Here is a 16,303-nt window from a genome sequence, read left to right on the forward strand (position 1 = left end):
GGAGCCTCCGCAAATCAGTGTATCACCGACCACGCGGTCGGGGGTTTCGGCATACTCTGTCACCGTCGCGAGGGCAGGACAAGCCGGGTCATCCAGATTTGATCAAATTTCTGCAGAGCGGATTTTCGCCAGACTTTGCGACATCCTGTCACCCTGCGCCAATCTGTGCAGCAAGGGGCTATGGTATTTCGCAATTTAGAACGTATCTAAGGAAACAGATATAGAACCGACGGTTTTGAAAGGAGTTGGTAACATGGGCCTGAGAATCAACGACATCGTTCCGAATTTCACCGCAGCGACCGATCAGGGTGAAATCACCTTTCACGACTGGATCGGCGATAGCTGGGCGATCCTGTTTTCGCACCCCAAGGATTTCACCCCCGTCTGCACCACCGAATTCGGCGCCGTAGCGCAACTGGCCGACGAGTGGGCCAAGCGTGGCACCAAGGTGATCGGCCTTTCGGTGGATGGCGTCGAAGAGCACGTAAAATGGAAATCCGACATCGAAGGCTATGCCGGTGCCAAGGCGGGTTTCCCGATCATCGCCGATAAAGACCTCGCCGTGTCCAAGGCGTTCGACATGCTGCCCGCCGAGGCTTATCTGCCCGATGGCCGCACCGCAGCCGATTCGGCCAGTGTCCGGTCGGTCTTCATCATCAGCCCGGATAAGAAGGTGCAGTTGATCATGACCTATCCGATGTCGGTCGGCCGCAACTTTGCCGAGGTGTTGCGCGCGCTCGATGCGTTGCAGGCGACATGGAACACGCCGATCGCCACCGGGGCGAACTGGACAGCCGGTCAGGACGTGATCGTTGCGCTGACGCTGACCGATGAACAGGCGCGTGAGAAGTTCGGCGAGATCGACGTGAAACTGCCTTATCTGCGCACGACGAAGCACGCCGTCTGATTGGTTTAACGACCGACTGGCACACCGAAAGAGGCCCAATTGCAGGGCCTCTTTTCTTTTGTCGGGAAATCGGGTCTTACGCGGCGGGCGCGGCTGTGGCAGGCTGGGCCCCGTTGCCGCGACAGGAGAGGCGTGCATGACGTCACCACGCACAAGCGTGAAGAAATCACCAATGATCATTGGCTGGCGGGAAAAGATCGCCCTGCCTGATCTGGGAATCCCGCTGGTCCAGGCCAAGATCGACACGGGCGCGCGCAGCTCTGCCATACATGCCACGCATATCCGCCCTTTCGAAAGGGACGGGCGGGACTGGGTTCGGTTTCACATTCCTCATGCCAGCGGCCTGCGGGCGCGCGACGTCGAGGCGCCTTTGCTGGGGGAACGTTCGGTAAAGAATACAAGTGGCGAACCGCAGGACCGCATGGTGATCGAAACGCTTTTGGTGCTGGGCAACCGTCACTGGCATATCGAGGTCACGCTGGCCGACCGCGCGAACATGGCCATGCCGATCATCCTGGGCCGGACCGCGATCAGGCGCCGGCGCATCCTCGTGGATGCGGGGCGGTCGTTCCTTGCCGGTGCACCGGTTCCGACGCTCTCGAAGAACACACAAGAACAGGACCGAAAGGAGGTCCAGTAATGAAAATAGCCATGCTGACGCGAAACCCGCGTCTGTTTTCCCACCGCCGCCTGCAAGAGGCCGCCGAAGAACGCGGCCACGAGCTGGAGATGATCAACACGCTGCGCTGTTCGATGAACATCGCCTCGCGTCGGCCTGAAATCTATTACGACGGATCGAAGCTGCCGAAATACGATGCGGTCATTCCCCGGATCGGGGCGTCGATCACATTCTACGGTCTGGCCGTTCTGCGCCAGTTCGAGATGCAGGGCACCTACCCGCTGAACGAAAGCGTGGCGATCGGCCGGTCACGCGACAAGCTGCGTTCGATGCAGTTGCTGGCGCGCGACGGGATCGGTCTGCCGGTGACGACCTTTGCGCATGATCCGAAGAAGGCCGAAGAAGTCATGTCGCTGGCCGGGGGCACCCCGGTCGTGATCAAGCTGCTGGAAGGCACGCAGGGCATCGGTGTCGTTCTGGCCGACACCGCGCGGTCGGCCAAGTCGGTGATCGAGGCGTTCCGCGGCGCGGGCGTGAACATTCTGGTCCAGGAATTCATCAAGGAAGCCGGCGGCACGGATATCCGCGCCTTCGTGATCGGCGGCAAGGTCGTGGCAGCGATGAAACGGACCGGCGCCGAAGGCGAATTCCGGTCGAACCTGCATCGCGGCGGGTCGGCGCAGGCGATCAAGATCACGCCCGAGGAACGGTCGACCGCCGTGCGCGCGGCCAAGTCCATGGGGCTGAACGTCTGCGGTGTGGACATGCTGCGGTCGAACCACGGACCTGTGGTGATGGAGGTCAACAGCTCGCCCGGCCTGGAAGGCGTGGAAAAGGCGACCGGCAAGGACATCGCGGGCATGATCATCGATTTCATCGCCAAGAACGCCCGCGACGGCGCGACCAAGACCAAGGGCAAGGGATGACGGCGCGGCCTGCCCCGTTTGTGCTGGCGGGCCACGAAGTGTTGCCCGGCGCCCGGCGCGTGATCGAGGTGCCGGTATCGGCGTTTTCCGATCATACCCCGGTCAGCCTTTCGGTGCAGGTGGTGCATGGCCGCCGTCCCGGTCCGGTGATGTTCGTCAGCGCCGCGATTCACGGGGACGAGGTGATCGGGGTGGACATCGTGCGGCGTTTGCTGCGTGCCAAGCCGCTCGCTTCGATGGCGGGCACCCTGATGGCGGTGCCGATCGTGAACACGTTCGGGTTCCTGAACCACTCGCGCTACCTGCCCGACCGGCGTGACCTGAACCGATGTTTTCCCGGCTCACCCTCGGGGTCTTTGGGGGCGCGGCTGGCGCATATCTTCCTGTCCGAGGTGGTGGCCCGCGCCGATTTCGGGATCGACCTGCATTCGGCAGCGATCCAGCGCAACAACCTGCCGCAAATTCGCCTGACAGCCGGAAACAAGCGCCTGCTGCAGATGGGCGAGGCGTTTGGCGCGCCTGTCATGATGACGTCGAAATTGCGGGATGGATCGCTGCGCATGGCGGCCGAGGACATGGGCGTCGACGTCCTGCTGTACGAGGCGGGCGAGGGCCTTCGCTTCGACGAACTGGCGGCGCGTGCCGGCGTGGCGGGTATCCTGCGGGTGATGCAGCAGCAAGGCATGATCGGCGCGCGCGGCGTTCCCAAGGGCCGCGCCCGGCCCGTGCTGTGCGACAATTCCGGCTGGGTCCGGGCCGGGGCGGGTGGGCTGTTCCGGGCCTGGCGCGGCGTCGGAGACCTTGTGGAAAAGGGGGACGTACTGGGCGCAATCGCAGACCCGTTCGGCGTTGCCGAGGTCGAGGTTCTGGCCGACAGCGCGGGGATCGTTGTCGGGCGCACCAACATGCCGGTCGTCAACGAAGGCGATGCGCTGTTTCACATCGCCCAGACAAAACGCCCGGCCCATGCCGAAGCCGCGCTGGAAGGAATGGAAGCCCACATGGAGGCCCAGCCCCTTTGGGACGAGGACGAAATTATCTGACGTGCGATTACGCCCGTCAGGCGACCTGGTCCCAGCGTGGATGCAGCACCACCTTCGCGCCCTTCTGCACGCGGTCATAAAGGTGAATGACGTGGTCGTTCACCATCCGGGCGCAGCCATTCGAACTGGCCGTTCCGATCGTCCAGGGCTGGGTGGTGCCGTGGATGCGCAGGAACGTATCGCGATCGCCGTCGAACAGGTAGAGAGCGCGCGCGCCCAGCGGGTTGTTCGGCCCACCGGGCATACCGTTGCGATACTTGCCGTACTTGGCGGGGTTCCGCCGGATCATCGCGTTGGTGGGGCGCCAGCGCGGCCACTCGGCCTTCCATTTCAGGTTATATGTGCCCGGTTCCCACAATTCGGGTTGTGACACGGCCACGGTGTAGCGCCAGGCCTGGTAGTCCGGAAGCATCAGGTAGAGCGCAAAGAAATTCGGGTCGACGTGGATTTCGCCTGCTGCGTAATACGTGTCCAGATCGACGATCCGCGGCTGGTACCCGGCCGGGACGGAATACCGCCCTTTGCTGGCCATCCCCACATTCGGAAGCAGCGCCCCGGCGGCGATACCGCCCAGAACGGCACGACGAGACATCATCGGCAAATTCCCCCATACCTTACGCTGCGGACACTACCCAGTGTGTAGGGCCGCGATCAAGACCCAAGAAGTGGTGTTTTGGTTACAAGCGCAGGAAATTCGCTAGGCCGGCGCACGGGCTCTGCGGTCGGGTCGTCCGTCAGTTCAGTTTTTCCGCTTCTTCCTCGGGTGTGAGAGCCGGTCCAGAGCCGATGGATTCGAGAAAAATATCGACCATTTCGGTTCCGGCCTCGGATGCGGGCGCAAAACCGTTCTCCGCGCTATCCGAGATCACGAGGGCGGTATCCCAACCGGCCTGGTCCCTGCAGGACAGAAACCGTGTCGTATGCCCGGTGTCCTGTTGCACCGCGATCAATCGGCAAAGTCCACGCATGGTTTCATAACTGCCGAGAACGCGAGCTTCACCGAGTCCCGCCAACATCTGCGTTTCGCCAGTCGCCACGTCCGCAAGGGCAGCCGCTGCCTGGGGCAGTCCGATCGCGGTTCCCGTTTCTTTTCCACCGTTCAGGATCCAACCCAGGCCAAGCCCGATCACCAGCGATGCCGCCAGGGCCATTGGCGAGCCGAAGAAACGCGACTGGAATGGGACGACCACGGAACCACCCGAAGGCGCGCGGTGATCGCCCGCATGAATGGCGGAAGTCAGGCGCTCGGGCATGTCCGGCTGCACAAAGGCCTTGCGCAGCGCGTCGGCTGTTTCGGCGAAGACCGCGAAACGGGCCGCAAGCGCGGGGTCGGCCGCAATCCGGGCGCGCAGTGCGGCAGCATCGGCCTGCGCAAGTTCGCCATCTGCAAGGGCCATCAGCATCTCGTCACTTACCTTCTCGGTTTCAAAACCATTCATCGCGCTTCTCCTTTGCTGCGCGTCTCGACGGGCGCGACTTCCAACGATTGCGCCAGTGCCAGCCTCGCCCGTGACAACCGGCTCATGATCGTGCCGGCAGGCAGTTCCAGCGCCTCAGCCGCTTCGCGGTAGCGCATGCCTTCGACACAGACGAGCATCAGCACCGTGCGATACTCTTGCGGCAGGTCATCCATCGCCGCCCTGACGCGGGCCAGTTCAAGCCGGGCCTCGGTGACCTGGCGGCCGTCCTCGCCGATCAGCGATTGCGCCGCTTCGGCGTCCTCGATCGGAACGACATTGCGGGTTGCCCGGTGATGGTCGACCCAAGTGTTGCGCATGATGCGAAACAACCAGCTGTCCAGCCGCGTTCCGGGAGTAAACCCCGAAAGGTTCGCCAACCCCTTTTCCACGGTCTGTTGAACAAGATCGTCGGCTTGATCCCAACTGGGCGCCAACGATCTCGCGAACGCACGAAGCCGTGGCAGCAATTCGACGATCTGCTGTTTGTCCGCTGCTGCCACAACCAATCACCTTCGTCCCTGAACCCGCGGTTTTTCGCTCACTTGCAAACAAAACGCCTCAGCGGCGAGTTTATTCCCGACAGGATGCAGAAAAAAGTTATCGTTACGGCGGAATAATCAGGCGGGCTGGTTCGTTTTGTTCTGTAGCGCCGTCAATTTGCACCAAGGGAACCCTCATTCATGACTGACAGGGACGATTCATCCCCCGATTTGACTCGTCGCCGGCTGCTGACACGGATCAGCCTGGCCGGCTTGACCGCCTATACCGCCCCGGCATTGACGCATCTGGGAATGGCTCATGCGTCAGGCGGTGGCGATGGTGGCGGTGACGGCGGCGGGTCCGGTGGTGGTGGCTCGGGTGGTGCGGGATCCGGCGGCGGATCGGGAAGCTCGGGCGCCAGCGGTATCGGCAGCGGCAGCGCCTACAGTCAGGGCGGGTCCGGGGGGCGGGGTGCCGCCGGTTCCCCCAACCAACCGCAACGCACGGTTCGCAGAGGCCCACCACCGCCACCCGAGATCGTTATCTTCGTGCCGGATGGCGTCGATATCTCCCGCGCCGGCGCACAAGGTTACGTGGTGCGCGGCCGCAGGGCGACCAGGGTGCTGGGCGGAACGCTGTACAGGATCGATCTGCCGCAAGGCCGATCCGTCGATCAGGGCAAGTCCGAGCTGTCCAACATCCTGCCCGGCGCACGGATCGACCAGAACCACATATACACCCCTGACGAATTCCTGTGCGACGGTGAAGGCTGCGGTGCGCATGAAATGATCGGCTGGTCCGGCTGGCCCAGTATATACGCGCCGCGCATCGGCATGATCGACACCGGGATCAACAAGGACCACCCCGCGCTCGAAGGTCAGAAGCTGACCGTGCACCAGGCGGATCTGGCGGGCCGTCCGGCGTCGGGACGGCAGCACGGTACGGCCATCGCCTCGATGCTGATCGGGCGTCTTGACTACCGGGTGCCGGGCTTGCTGCCAAATGCAGAGCTGATCGCTGTCGAGGCGTTCTATCGCGGATATTACGGCGATCAGGCCGACGTGTTCTCGTTGGCATCGGCCATGGACATTCTCCTGGAATCTGGCGTGAACGTCATCAACATGAGCTTTTCGGGTCCGCGCAATGACGTGTTGGAGCAGATTATCCAACGTGCCGTCGATCAAAACGTGGCCGTCGTCGCGGCGGCCGGAAACGGCGGACCCGGAGCCGAGCCGGCCTATCCCGCGGCATTCGAACCCGTGCTGGCGGTTACGGCGATCGACAGCGACGAACGCGCGTACAGGCAGGCAAACCAAGGGCCATACATCAACTTTGCGGCGCCGGGTGTGCGGCTTTGGGTGGCCGCGTCGATCTCTGGCGGCCGCCTGAAATCAGGCACATCCTACGCCGCGCCTTTCGTGACGGCATCGCTGGCAGTGCAGCGGTTGCGCGCGCCGACCCTTCCGCTTCAACAGACGGTGGCGGCAATGGAGAATTGCGCCAAGGATCTGGGTGAAGCCGGCCGTGATCCGGTGTTCGGTCATGGCTTGGTGGCGGCCCCCGGGCAATGTTTTGCCAATGATGCCGAATTTTTGCCAGCTTCTTCGGAATAAACTCTGGCTCAGGACGTTTACCTTACATGGCCGTGCGAAACGGCTGGGAAAACCGAAGAGGAGAGAAATGATGTCCAATGACACCAAGACCGACCTGTCCCGCCGTCGCATGCTTGCGCGGCTTGGGCTGGCAGCGGGCGCGGCCTATGTCGCTCCTGTCATGATGCATCTTGGCGCAGCGCACGCTTCGGGCGGCGGCTCGGGCGGTGGCGCAGGTGGCGGTTCTGGCGGTGGTGCCGGTGGCTCGGGCGGCGGTGCAGGTGGCTCCGGCGGCGGTTCGGGCGCATCCGGCGGTGGGTCGGGCGCATCCGGCGGCGGAAACAGCGGCAGCAGTTCCGGTCCTTCGGGTGGCGGATCGAGCAGCAGCTCTGGCGACGATTACGGTGGATCCGGGCCTTCGGGCGCGTCGGGACCGTCCGGCGCCCGCCGCTAACGGGATCCATGTATCCTGACATGAACGATCTGAACGAAGGGGCGCACGACAAGTGCGCCCCCGAACCTTGTCCGGTCAGACTGGAGTTCGATGACCTGTCTCATGTGGTCGAGTTGACCGACAGCGACGGCGTTGCCGATGCCCTTGCAACGGTCCTGCCCGCTTGGGGCATCAGACAGGGTGGCCCGGCGAGACAGCTGGAAGTCCCAACCACAATCATACAGGGCGATGGCGATCGCTACAGCTTCCGGTCGTGGTGGTCCCAGAAACCGATGACGCGGCTTGGCCTGGCCGGCGCGACCTGTGGTGCGGTCGCCGATCTGGTGCAGGCCTATCTCGATGCGCGCCCCGGCGTGTTCGGTCTGCACTGTGGTGCCGTTCGGGTCGGCGGGCAACTGATCGCGTTTACCGGAACCTATCGCGCGGGAAAGACCACGCTGGTCACGCGGCTGGGTCTTGAACCGGGGTGCGAGCTGTTCTGCGACGACGTGCTTCCGATAGTGCCCCAAGGCGCGGTGGCCCTCGGTATCCAGCCGCGGTTGCGCCTGCCGTTGCCCGGTGCCGTGTCCGGGGTGTTCAAGGATTACGTGAACGACAACCTGACGATATTCGATCACCGGTACGGATACGTCGATTTGCCCAGCCAGGCACAGTTCGGAACCACCGCGCCTTTGTCCGCGCTGATCCTGCTGTCGCGTCAGCAGGGCGAAAGGGCGCGGTTTCACAAGCTGGAAACCAGCGAAGCCGCCGCGCATCTCATTCGCCAGAACATCGCCGATCCGGGCGAAGTCGAAGATCACTACGACCAGGTGGCCGCCCTGGCGCAAGGCATGACCTGCCTGACGCTGGTCTATTCCGATATCGAAGAAGCCGTCGCGCTGGTGTGTGACGCCTTTGGCGAAGGGGCTGCCCCACGCATCACGGATCTGGGCCCGCCTCTCGATCTGTTGGCGCGCCTCGAGGAAAGCGAACCTGCGGATCTGGATTGCGTGTTCGGCCAATCCGAAGGCGTGGTCGAGCGGATCATCGGGGCCGACACGTTCCTATGGCAGATGGACGGGCGGAATTTCTTCAGCCTCAACCCGGTTGGCGGCGCCATCTGGGCCTTGCTGGAAGACCCAGCTTCGGGTGCCGATATCGCATCTGCGCTGCATGACGTTTTCCCTGACGCCCCGATCGAAATGATCCGAAGCGACCTTTCCACCCTTCTGGGGCAGATGCGGGCGCGCGGCCTTGTGGAGTGCCACGACGGCTAACCTGTTTCGCACAGGTCTGCGGTCGTGATCCCGTCACCCGACGCCCAAAAGAAAAAGCCCCGGCATGACAGCCGGGGCTTTTCGGTTTTCGGGAAAGGGCGCGGCCTTATTCGGCTGCGTCTTCCTTGGCGACCTCTTCGCCGGTTTCCTGGTCGACGACTTTCATCGACAGGCGCACCTTGCCGCGGTCATCGAAGCCAAGCAGCTTGACCCACACTTCCTGGCCTTCCTTCAGGACGTCCGAAGGATGGTTCAGGCGGCGGTTTTCGATCTGGGACACGTGCACCAGACCGTCGCGCTTGCCAAAGAAGTTCACGAAGGCGCCGAAATCGACGATCTTCACGACCTTGCCTTTGTAGATACCGCCTTCTTCCGGCTCGGCCACGATCGAGTGGATCATGTCGTACGCCTTCTGGATGGCTTCGGCATTGGGCGATGCGATCTTGATGATGCCTTCGTCGTTGATGTCGACCTTTGCGCCCGACACTTCGACGATTTCGCGGATCACCTTGCCGCCCGAGCCGATCACTTCGCGGATCTTGTCGGTCGGGATCTGCATCGTTTCGATGCGCGGTGCGTGGACCGAGAAGTCCGCCGCACCCGAGATCGCCTTGTTCATCTCGCCCAGAATGTGCATCCGGCCTTCCTTGGCTTGCGCCAGGGCCTTTTCCATGATCTCGGGCGTGATGCCCGCGACCTTGATGTCCATCTGAAGCGAGGTGATGCCGTTTTCGGTACCTGCAACCTTGAAGTCCATGTCGCCAAGGTGGTCTTCGTCACCCAGGATGTCGGTCAGGATCGCATAGTCGCCATCGTCTTCCAGGATCAGGCCCATCGCCACGCCGGCGACGGCCGATTTCAGCGGCACGCCCGCGTCCATCATCGACAGCGAACCGCCGCAGACCGATGCCATCGAGCTGGAGCCGTTGGATTCGGTGATCTCGGACACGACGCGGATGGTGTAGGGGAAGTCGGTCGGCGCCGGCAGCACGGCCTGAAGCGCGCGCCAGGCCAGTTTGCCGTGACCGATTTCGCGGCGTCCCGGAGGGCCGACGCGGCCAGCCTCACCGACCGAGTAGGGTGGGAAGTTGTAGTGCAGCAGGAAGTTCGAGCGGAAATTCCCATGCAGCGCGTCGATGATCTGTTCGTCGTCGCCGGTGCCCAGCGTGGTCACGACGAGGCCCTGGGTCTCCCCGCGGGTGAACAGGGCCGAGCCGTGCGTGCGCGGCAGCAGGCCGGTTTCACAGACGATCTGGCGCACATCGGTGGTCGAACGGCCGTCGATACGGCTGCCGCCCTTGACCACGTCACCGCGCAGGATGCCGGCTTCGAGCTTTTTCATGGCCGATCCCAGGTTGGAATCTTCCAGCTGCTCTTCGGTCAGCTTTTCCTTGATCGCCTGGCGCGCGGCGGCAACGGCTGCGGTGCGCTCCTGCTTGTCCTTGATCGCGAACGCGGCGCGCATCTGGTCTTCGCCTGCGGCTTTGACGGCTGCGTACAGGTCGCTGTAATCCGGCGGCTGGAAGTCGAACGGCTCTTTCGCGGCATCTTCGGCCAGGTCGATGATCAGGTCGATCACCGGCTGGATCTGCTCGTGCGCAAAGGTCACGGCGCCCAGCATTTCCGCTTCGGTCAGCTCGTAAGCTTCGGATTCGACCATCATCACGGCTTCTTTGGTGCCGGCAACGACAAGGTCGAGGCGCTGTTCAGGCTTGAGGCGCAGATCCTGCATGTCGTCGACAGCCGGGTTCAGCACGTATTCGCCATCGACAAAGCCGACGCGGCAGCCCGCGATCGGGCCCATGAACGGAACGCCCGAAATCGTCAGTGCGGCGCTTGCGGCGATCATGGCAACGATATCGGGATCGTTCTCCAGATCGTGCGACAGCACGGTGCACATCACCAGCACTTCGTGCTTGAAACCATCCACGAACAGCGGACGGATCGGACGGTCGATCAGGCGCGCGGTCAGCGTTTCCTTTTCGGTCGGACGTGCCTCGCGCTTGAAGAAGCCGCCGGGCACCTTGCCCGCGGCATAGTATTTTTCCTGGTAGTGCACGGTCAGCGGAAAGAAATCCTGACCGGGCTTGGGTTCCTTGGCGAAGGTCACGTTTGCCATCACCGAGGTTTCACCGAGGGTGGCGATGACCGAGCCATCTGCCTGGCGGGCAACCTTGCCCGTTTCCAGTGTGAGCGTCTCATCGCCCCACTGCATCGTTTTCGTCGTAATTTTGAACATCATCGTTTCCTGTCTGGGGCACTCCCGGGCGTATCCCGGGTCCCCGTTTGAATGGCGGCCCCATTGCCGCCGACCCCTTCATCCTTCCATGCGCCGGGGTCAGAGCGTCACGTCTCAGATGGGGGCGCCTTACAGTGTTTTGCAACTTTTTGAAAGCAAAGAGTTGTGAACAACCTTTTCAGGCGCAATCCGAAAACCGGGCGGCATTTCGGGAATATGCGGTTCAACTCCCGGTAGGTTGTTTGCTATGTATCGTGTCGGGGCAATGTTGTGCGGCGCGGCTGGGTGGCGACCGTGGAACCGAATACAAAAGGGGTCGGGGTGCGATTTCTGTCGACTTTGATCGCGGCCATTCTGGTTGCCACGCTATGCTTACCCGGACCGGCCGCCACGCAGGGCGCCGAGGAACCGGCGCGCCCCACGGCGCGTATCCTTGCAATCGGCGACTCGCTTATGGCGTGGAACTCACTTGCCGCACGGTCGATCCCGCAAGTCGTATCCACGATCCTCAAGGAGCCGGTGGAAAGCCGTGCGGTATCCGGTGCGCACATGATCTATGCGCTGCCGATAACAGGCGCGATGGGCATGCGGATCAGCGCGCAGTTCGGCAAGGAAAATCCCGACTGGGTTATCGTCACCGGGGGCGGCAACGATCTGTGGCTTGGCTGCGGGTGCAGCCGGTGCCAGCGTCGCATGGACCGCATGGTCAGCCCCGATGGAAAGACCGGCGCAGTGCCCGATCTCATGCGCAGAATCCGTCAGACCGGTGCGCGCGTCATCTATGTCGGCTACCTGCGCAGCCCCGGCTGGACCACGGTGATCGATCATTGCCGCAACGAGGGCGACGCGTTCGAGGCGCGGCTGTCCGTCATGGCGCGCCAGATCGAAGGGGTGTGGTTTCTGTCGAACGCCGATCTTGTTCCCGATGGGGACACTTCGTTCCACGCCGCGGATGGCATCCATCCGTCCGTCAAGGGCAGCACGGCAATCGGCAAGAGGGTGGCGGCCCTGATCCGCAAACTCGACCGCCAGAGATAGGCAGGCACGGACCGCCGCGAAAAAGAAAACGCCCGCCCCTTTTCAGGGCGGGCGTTTGAATTCCCGGATCGGGTGCGCTTAGCGGCGGATGCCGAGGCGCTGGATGAGATCCTGGTAACGGCTCTCTTCCTTGCCCTTCAGGTAGTCCAGCAGCTTGCGGCGCTGAGCAACCAGCTTCAGAAGGCCACGACGACCGTGGTTGTCCTTCTTGTGGGTCTTGAAATGCTCGGTCAGCGTGTTGATGCGCGACGTCAGGATTGCAACCTGCACCTCGGGCGAACCGGTGTCGCCGTCCTTGGTGGCGAATTCCTTGATGACGCGGGCTTTGTCTTCTGCAGTGATCGACATCGGGGTCTCCTTGGTTCTAAGGGTTCTGGGCACAAGCCGGGATGTCGTCCAGCAAGGTCCAATGGAGTATCCGCACGAGAGATTCCCCGAGCGGATGCGGGCGTATACGGGATATCCGCCGTTTTGAAAAGGGGGCGCGTGCCCTATCGGCTGCGCAAGAGTTGCAGCACCGCCTGGCTGGGATAGCCGTCAGGTTCGACCCCGGCGGATTGCTGAAAGGCGCGGATCGCCGCAACCGTGTTCGGGCCGACGATGCCGTCGATCTTTTCCACGCCATACCCTTTGCGTTTCAACCGGGTCTGCAATTCCTTGCGCTGGTCGAAATTCAACGGTTTGTAGCCGCGCGGCCATTCCGCCTGGATCGGCGGTCCGCCCGCGATCCGGTCCGCCAGGTGGCCGACGCCGATCGCATAGGCATCGGCATTGTTGTAGCGTTTGATGACGTTGAAATTGTCGAACACCATGAAGGCCGCACCGCGCGTGCCGGCGGGCAACAGGATGGCGGCTGCGCCATAGTCGGGCACCGCGCGTCCGTTGCTCATCGCGACCACGCCGCGCGCGGCCCAGTCCGACGGCATCCGGCGCGTGTCGCCGGTTGGGGTGAACCCCTGCGGCAGGCGTACTTCGACACCCCAGGGCTGACCCTTCTTCCATCCGAACCTTTTCAGGTAGGCCGCGGTCGAGGCCAGCGCGTCAGCCGGGTTGTTCGACCAGATGTCGCGCTTTCCGTCGCCGGTGAAATCCACCGCATAGGCAAGGTAGGATGTCGGGATGAACTGCGTATGCCCCATCGCGCCAGCCCAGGATCCTTGCATGCTGCGCGGGGCCACGTCCCCCGACTGCAGGATCTGCAGGGCGGCGAACAACTGCTTTTCAAAGAACGCGCCGCGGCGTCCGTCAAAAGCCAGAGTGGCCATCGCTTCGATCACGTCGAGCGTGCCGCGCTTTTCGCCGTAATAGGTTTCCAGCCCCCAGACGGCGGTGACAACTTCCTTTTCAACGCCATAAACCTGTTCGATCCGGTCCAGGGTGCGCCGGTTGGCACGCAGCGCGCGCTGGCCTTTTTCCACGCGGTCGGAACTGACGGCGTTGTCCAGGTAATCCCAGATCTGCTTTTTGAATTCGGCCTGATTGCGATCCTTGGCGATCACGTCAGCATTGTAGCGCACGCCGCGAAACGCCTGGTTGACCACAGATGCGCTGATTCCGCGCGACCGGGCACGCGCCTTGTATTGATCGACCCAACGCTGGAATGCCGCGTTCTTCGTCGATACGACGGGATCGGTGCTCAGGTCGGCCGGACGGGCGCTTGGGCGCAGACTGGTGTGATCGGAAACTTGTGGATCTGCTCCGAACGGGCGCAACTCGGGCCGCAGGGACTGTTCCACCGGTCCCGCCGCAGCCACGCCAACGCCCAGGAACAGACCTGCCACCGCGGGCAGAAAAAACCGCATACGCATCGCTCGCCTCGTTGTTTTTCTTGGAGAGGATCGTAGCGTGATTGCCGCGCTTCGCAAACCCGGCTTTCTGGCTGGCCGGGCGATTACGGCAAAACCCCGCCGCTACATATTGCCGGTAATACCTACAGGGGTTCGGGGGCAGAGCCCCCGGTCGTCACCGGCCCTTCCGCTTGAGCTTTCGCTTGACCTTGGCATCCTTGCGCTTGGCCTTGGCAGCCTGGCGCTTGACTGGTCCGCCACCCTTGCCGCGCCCGCGCCCCGGTCTGCCGCCGCGCGCTCCGGGCATTGCGTTGCCGGCCAGTTCCAGCAGTTCCAGCGCGATGCCGCCGCTGACCGGCGCCGCCTCGACCAGTTTCACCCGCACCCGCTGCCCCAGCGAAATCACCGTACCGGTGTCAGCGCCCAGAAGCGTCCCGGCATCGCGGTCGAAATGGAAATATTCCTGCCCGAGGTTTCGCATCGGGATCAGCCCGTCCGCACCGGTTTCGTCCAGCTTGACGAAAACGCCGAACTTGGCGATGCCGCTGATCCGGCCGGTGAACGTGCTGCCCACCTTTTCCGACAGAAAGGCCGCAAGGTAGCGGTCTGTCGTGTCGCGTTCGGCCATCATCGAGCGCCGCTCGGTTTCGCTGATATGCGTGGCCGTCTGTTCGAGGTCTTCGATGTCGTGCGGGCTCAGCCCGTCCTTGCCCCATTTGTGCGCCGTGATCAGCGCACGGTGCACGATCAGGTCGGAATAGCGCCGGATGGGCGATGTGAAATGCGCATAGGCCTGAAGCGCCAGGCCGAAATGGCCGAAATTCGCGGGGCTGTAATAGGCCTGTGTCATCGCCCTTAGCGTCGACATGTTGATCAGCTCGTCATGTTCGGTGCCTTCGGCCTGGGATAGCAGGCGGTTCAGGTGCTGGGTTTTCAGAACCTGCCCCTTGGCCAGGACCAGCCCGGCACTTTCCGCCGTTTCGCGCAGCGCATCCAGCTTTTCGGGGCTGGGTTCCTCGTGGACACGGAACAGCAGCGGCGATTTGCGGGTGATCAGCTCTTCGGCGGCGGCCACGTTGGCCAGCACCATGAACTCTTCGATCAGGCGGTGCGCGTCCAGCCGCTCTGCGAAATCGACCGATGTGACCTTGCCTTCCTCCGACAGGATCACCTTGCGTTCCGGCAGGTCCAGATCCAGCGGCTGACGTCTTTTGCGCGCGGCGACCAGCGCCTCGTAGGCGTCGTAAAGCGGATTGATCACCTGATCCATCAGCGGCGCGCATTTTTCGTTGGCGTCGCCATCCCGCGCGGCCTGGACCTCCTGGTAGTTCAGCGAAGCGACAGACCGCATCAGCCCGCGCACGAAACGGTGCCCGATCTTGGTGCCATCGGCGCTGATCTGCATGCGCACGGCGATACAGGCGCGCGGCACGCCTTCATGCAGCGAACACAGGTCGCCTGACAGCCGGTCGGGCAGCATCGGCACCACGCGGTCGGGGAAGTAGCTGGAATTGCCGCGCTTGCGCGCCTCGCGGTCCAATGCGCTGCCGGGTGTCACGTAATGCGCCACATCCGCGATGGCGACCCAGATCACGTGGCCACCCTCGTTGCGCGGGTCGTCGTCATCATGCGCCCAGCAGGCGTCGTCATGGTCCCGCGCATCCGACGGGTCGATGGTGACCAGGGGCATGTCGCGCATGTCCTCGCGCCCGGAAAGGCCCGCGGGTTTCATCTTGTCGGCCTCGGCGATCACGTCGTCGGGGAAATCGTCGGGGATGCCATGCTGATGGATCGCGATCAGGCTGACTGCGCGCGGCTCGGACGGGTCGCCCAGGCGGGTGACGATGCGCGCACGGGGCAGGCCCATCCGACCCTTTGGCCCCGATTGTTCGGCCTCGACCAGCTCGCCATCCTTGGCGCCGCCGGTCGCACCCGGAGGCACCGTCCATTCCTTGCCGTCGCCCTTGTCGATGGGCAGGATGCGCCCGCCCTCGGCACCCTTGCGGAAGACGCCAAGCACCTTGTGCGGATTCTGCCCGATGCGCCGGATCAGCCGGGCTTCGTACTGGTGATCCTCGGCTTTCACCTCTTGCAGGCGGGCAAGGATGCGGTCGCCCTCGCCCAGTGCCGGATCGGAGGCGCGCGGCACGACCAGCACCACCGGCTCCTTGCCCTCGCCCTGCCATTCCAGAGGACGCGCAAACAGATCGCCATCCGCCGAAGGTTCGCTCACCTGCAAGACGCTCACTGGCGGCAGCTTGTCGGGGTCGCGGTAGGTTTTCTTGCGCTTGTTCAGATGCCCCTCGGCCTCAAGCTCCTTGAGGATGCGCTTGAGGTCGATCCGCGCAGCCCCCTTGATACCAAAGGCCTTGGCGATGTCGCGTTTCGAAGTGAGGGTCGGGTTATCCGAGATCCATTGCAGGATCTCGTCCTTGGTGGGCAGCTTGCTCATGGCTCGTGACGTATCACAGCCGCGCAGGCGCGTCATGCGGGAAACGCGGC

General features: G+C 63.3%; 15 protein-coding genes. 8 read left to right on the forward strand and 7 right to left on the reverse strand.

Annotated features, from left to right (window positions below; translation table 11 throughout):
* Positions 1-253: 253 nt before the first annotated feature.
* The 4 genes from BLT50_RS13910 (at position 254) to BLT50_RS13925 (ending at position 3,495) form a co-directional block, all read left to right on the forward strand.
* Positions 254-907, forward strand: coding sequence for a peroxiredoxin (locus BLT50_RS13910; protein ID WP_090029313.1), 654 nt, complete (start codon positions 254-256; stop codon positions 905-907).
* Positions 908-1,043: 136 nt separating this feature from the next.
* Entirely contained in the window at positions 1,044-1,547 is a 504-nt protein-coding gene (locus tag BLT50_RS13915; RefSeq protein ID WP_090029314.1) for an ATP-dependent zinc protease family protein, read from the forward strand.
* On the forward strand, positions 1,547-2,452 hold the full coding sequence (gene rimK, locus BLT50_RS13920; RefSeq protein ID WP_090029315.1) for a 30S ribosomal protein S6--L-glutamate ligase: 906 nt from the start codon (positions 1,547-1,549) through the stop codon (positions 2,450-2,452). The genes BLT50_RS13915 and rimK overlap by 1 nt, the downstream gene beginning before the upstream one ends.
* Positions 2,449-3,495 (forward strand): succinylglutamate desuccinylase/aspartoacylase family protein, encoded by a 1,047-nt coding sequence (locus tag BLT50_RS13925; RefSeq protein ID WP_090029316.1) that lies wholly within the window; start codon positions 2,449-2,451, stop codon positions 3,493-3,495. The genes rimK and BLT50_RS13925 overlap by 4 nt, the downstream gene beginning before the upstream one ends.
* 16 nt (positions 3,496-3,511) lie before the next feature.
* Here BLT50_RS13925 and BLT50_RS13930 read toward each other — a convergent pair whose 3' ends face one another.
* From BLT50_RS13930 to BLT50_RS13940, 3 genes are all read right to left on the reverse strand, one after another.
* Positions 3,512-4,090 (reverse strand): L,D-transpeptidase, encoded by a 579-nt coding sequence (locus tag BLT50_RS13930; protein WP_090029317.1) that lies wholly within the window; start codon positions 4,088-4,090, stop codon positions 3,512-3,514.
* 139 nt (positions 4,091-4,229) lie between these two features.
* Positions 4,230-4,934: a hypothetical protein gene (locus BLT50_RS13935; RefSeq protein WP_090029318.1), complete on the reverse strand. Its 705-nt coding sequence runs from the start codon at positions 4,932-4,934 to the stop codon at positions 4,230-4,232.
* Positions 4,931-5,455: an RNA polymerase sigma factor gene (locus tag BLT50_RS13940; RefSeq protein WP_090029319.1), complete on the reverse strand. Its 525-nt coding sequence runs from the start codon at positions 5,453-5,455 to the stop codon at positions 4,931-4,933. Before BLT50_RS13940 ends, BLT50_RS13935 begins: the two co-directional genes overlap by 4 nt.
* Before the next feature lie 180 nt (positions 5,456-5,635).
* Between BLT50_RS13940 and BLT50_RS13945 the strand changes: the two genes are divergently transcribed.
* From BLT50_RS13945 to BLT50_RS13955, 3 genes are all read left to right on the forward strand, one after another.
* Positions 5,636-7,048 carry a S8 family serine peptidase gene (locus tag BLT50_RS13945; RefSeq protein WP_245723393.1) on the forward strand — a complete coding sequence of 471 codons (1,413 nt, stop codon included), beginning with the start codon at positions 5,636-5,638 and terminating at the stop codon, positions 7,046-7,048.
* 70 nt (positions 7,049-7,118) lie between these two features.
* Positions 7,119-7,481, forward strand: a complete 363-nt coding sequence (locus BLT50_RS13950; RefSeq protein WP_139170529.1) for a hypothetical protein — start codon at positions 7,119-7,121, stop codon at positions 7,479-7,481.
* Between the two features lie 20 nt (positions 7,482-7,501).
* Positions 7,502-8,737, forward strand: a complete 1,236-nt coding sequence (locus BLT50_RS13955; protein ID WP_245723394.1) for a PqqD family protein — start codon at positions 7,502-7,504, stop codon at positions 8,735-8,737.
* A gap of 106 nt (positions 8,738-8,843) precedes the next feature.
* Here the strand turns inward: BLT50_RS13955 and pnp are convergent, their stop codons facing one another.
* Positions 8,844-10,976, reverse strand: a complete 2,133-nt coding sequence (gene pnp / locus BLT50_RS13960; protein WP_090029399.1) for a polyribonucleotide nucleotidyltransferase — start codon at positions 10,974-10,976, stop codon at positions 8,844-8,846.
* A 321-nt stretch (positions 10,977-11,297) separates the two neighbouring features.
* Here pnp and BLT50_RS13965 point away from each other — a divergent pair, with 321 nt between their 5' ends.
* A complete protein-coding gene (locus BLT50_RS13965) occupies positions 11,298-12,014 on the forward strand; it encodes an SGNH/GDSL hydrolase family protein (protein WP_245723395.1) in 717 nt (238 codons plus the stop codon).
* 78 nt (positions 12,015-12,092) lie between these two features.
* On the opposite strand, the gene rpsO is transcribed toward BLT50_RS13965, so the two are convergent.
* The 3 genes from rpsO to rnr all read right to left on the reverse strand — a co-directional run bounded on the left by rpsO (position 12,093) and on the right by rnr (position 16,253).
* Entirely contained in the window at positions 12,093-12,362 is a 270-nt protein-coding gene (rpsO, locus tag BLT50_RS13970) for a 30S ribosomal protein S15 (RefSeq protein WP_090029321.1), read from the reverse strand.
* A 143-nt stretch (positions 12,363-12,505) separates the two neighbouring features.
* The gene (locus tag BLT50_RS13975; RefSeq protein WP_090029322.1) at positions 12,506-13,822 is read right to left on the reverse strand and encodes a lytic murein transglycosylase; all 1,317 of its coding nucleotides are present in this window, start codon (positions 13,820-13,822) and stop codon (positions 12,506-12,508) included.
* 154 nt (positions 13,823-13,976) lie between these two features.
* Positions 13,977-16,253, reverse strand: coding sequence for a ribonuclease R (gene rnr, locus BLT50_RS13980; RefSeq protein ID WP_090029323.1), 2,277 nt, complete (start codon positions 16,251-16,253; stop codon positions 13,977-13,979).
* Positions 16,254-16,303: the final 50 nt, after the last annotated feature.

Source organism: Lutimaribacter saemankumensis (genome assembly GCF_900100005.1).
Lineage (GTDB): Bacteria > Pseudomonadota > Alphaproteobacteria > Rhodobacterales > Rhodobacteraceae > Lutimaribacter > Lutimaribacter saemankumensis.

What these genes read in the sequence shown, in the direction of transcription:
- BLT50_RS13910 (WP_090029313.1), top strand. Translation starts at nt 254, where the DNA reads ATGGGCCTGAGAATCAACGACATCGTTCCGAATTTCACCGCAGCGACC.
- BLT50_RS13915 (WP_090029314.1), top strand. Translation starts at nt 1,044, where the DNA reads ATGACGTCACCACGCACAAGCGTGAAGAAATCACCAATGATCATTGGC.
- rimK (WP_090029315.1), top strand. Translation starts at nt 1,547, where the DNA reads ATGAAAATAGCCATGCTGACGCGAAACCCGCGTCTGTTTTCCCACCGC.
- BLT50_RS13925 (WP_090029316.1), top strand. Translation starts at nt 2,449, where the DNA reads ATGACGGCGCGGCCTGCCCCGTTTGTGCTGGCGGGCCACGAAGTGTTG.
- BLT50_RS13930 (WP_090029317.1), bottom strand. Translation starts at nt 4,090, where the DNA reads ATGATGTCTCGTCGTGCCGTTCTGGGCGGTATCGCCGCCGGGGCGCTG.
- BLT50_RS13935 (WP_090029318.1), bottom strand. Translation starts at nt 4,934, where the DNA reads ATGAATGGTTTTGAAACCGAGAAGGTAAGTGACGAGATGCTGATGGCC.
- BLT50_RS13945 (WP_245723393.1), top strand. Translation starts at nt 5,636, where the DNA reads ATGACTGACAGGGACGATTCATCCCCCGATTTGACTCGTCGCCGGCTG.
- BLT50_RS13950 (WP_139170529.1), top strand. Translation starts at nt 7,119, where the DNA reads ATGTCCAATGACACCAAGACCGACCTGTCCCGCCGTCGCATGCTTGCG.
- BLT50_RS13955 (WP_245723394.1), top strand. Translation starts at nt 7,502, where the DNA reads ATGAACGATCTGAACGAAGGGGCGCACGACAAGTGCGCCCCCGAACCT.
- pnp (WP_090029399.1), bottom strand. Translation starts at nt 10,976, where the DNA reads ATGTTCAAAATTACGACGAAAACGATGCAGTGGGGCGATGAGACGCTC.
- rpsO (WP_090029321.1), bottom strand. Translation starts at nt 12,362, where the DNA reads ATGTCGATCACTGCAGAAGACAAAGCCCGCGTCATCAAGGAATTCGCC.
- BLT50_RS13975 (WP_090029322.1), bottom strand. Translation starts at nt 13,822, where the DNA reads ATGCGTATGCGGTTTTTTCTGCCCGCGGTGGCAGGTCTGTTCCTGGGC.
- rnr (WP_090029323.1), bottom strand. Translation starts at nt 16,253, where the DNA reads ATGAGCAAGCTGCCCACCAAGGACGAGATCCTGCAATGGATCTCGGAT.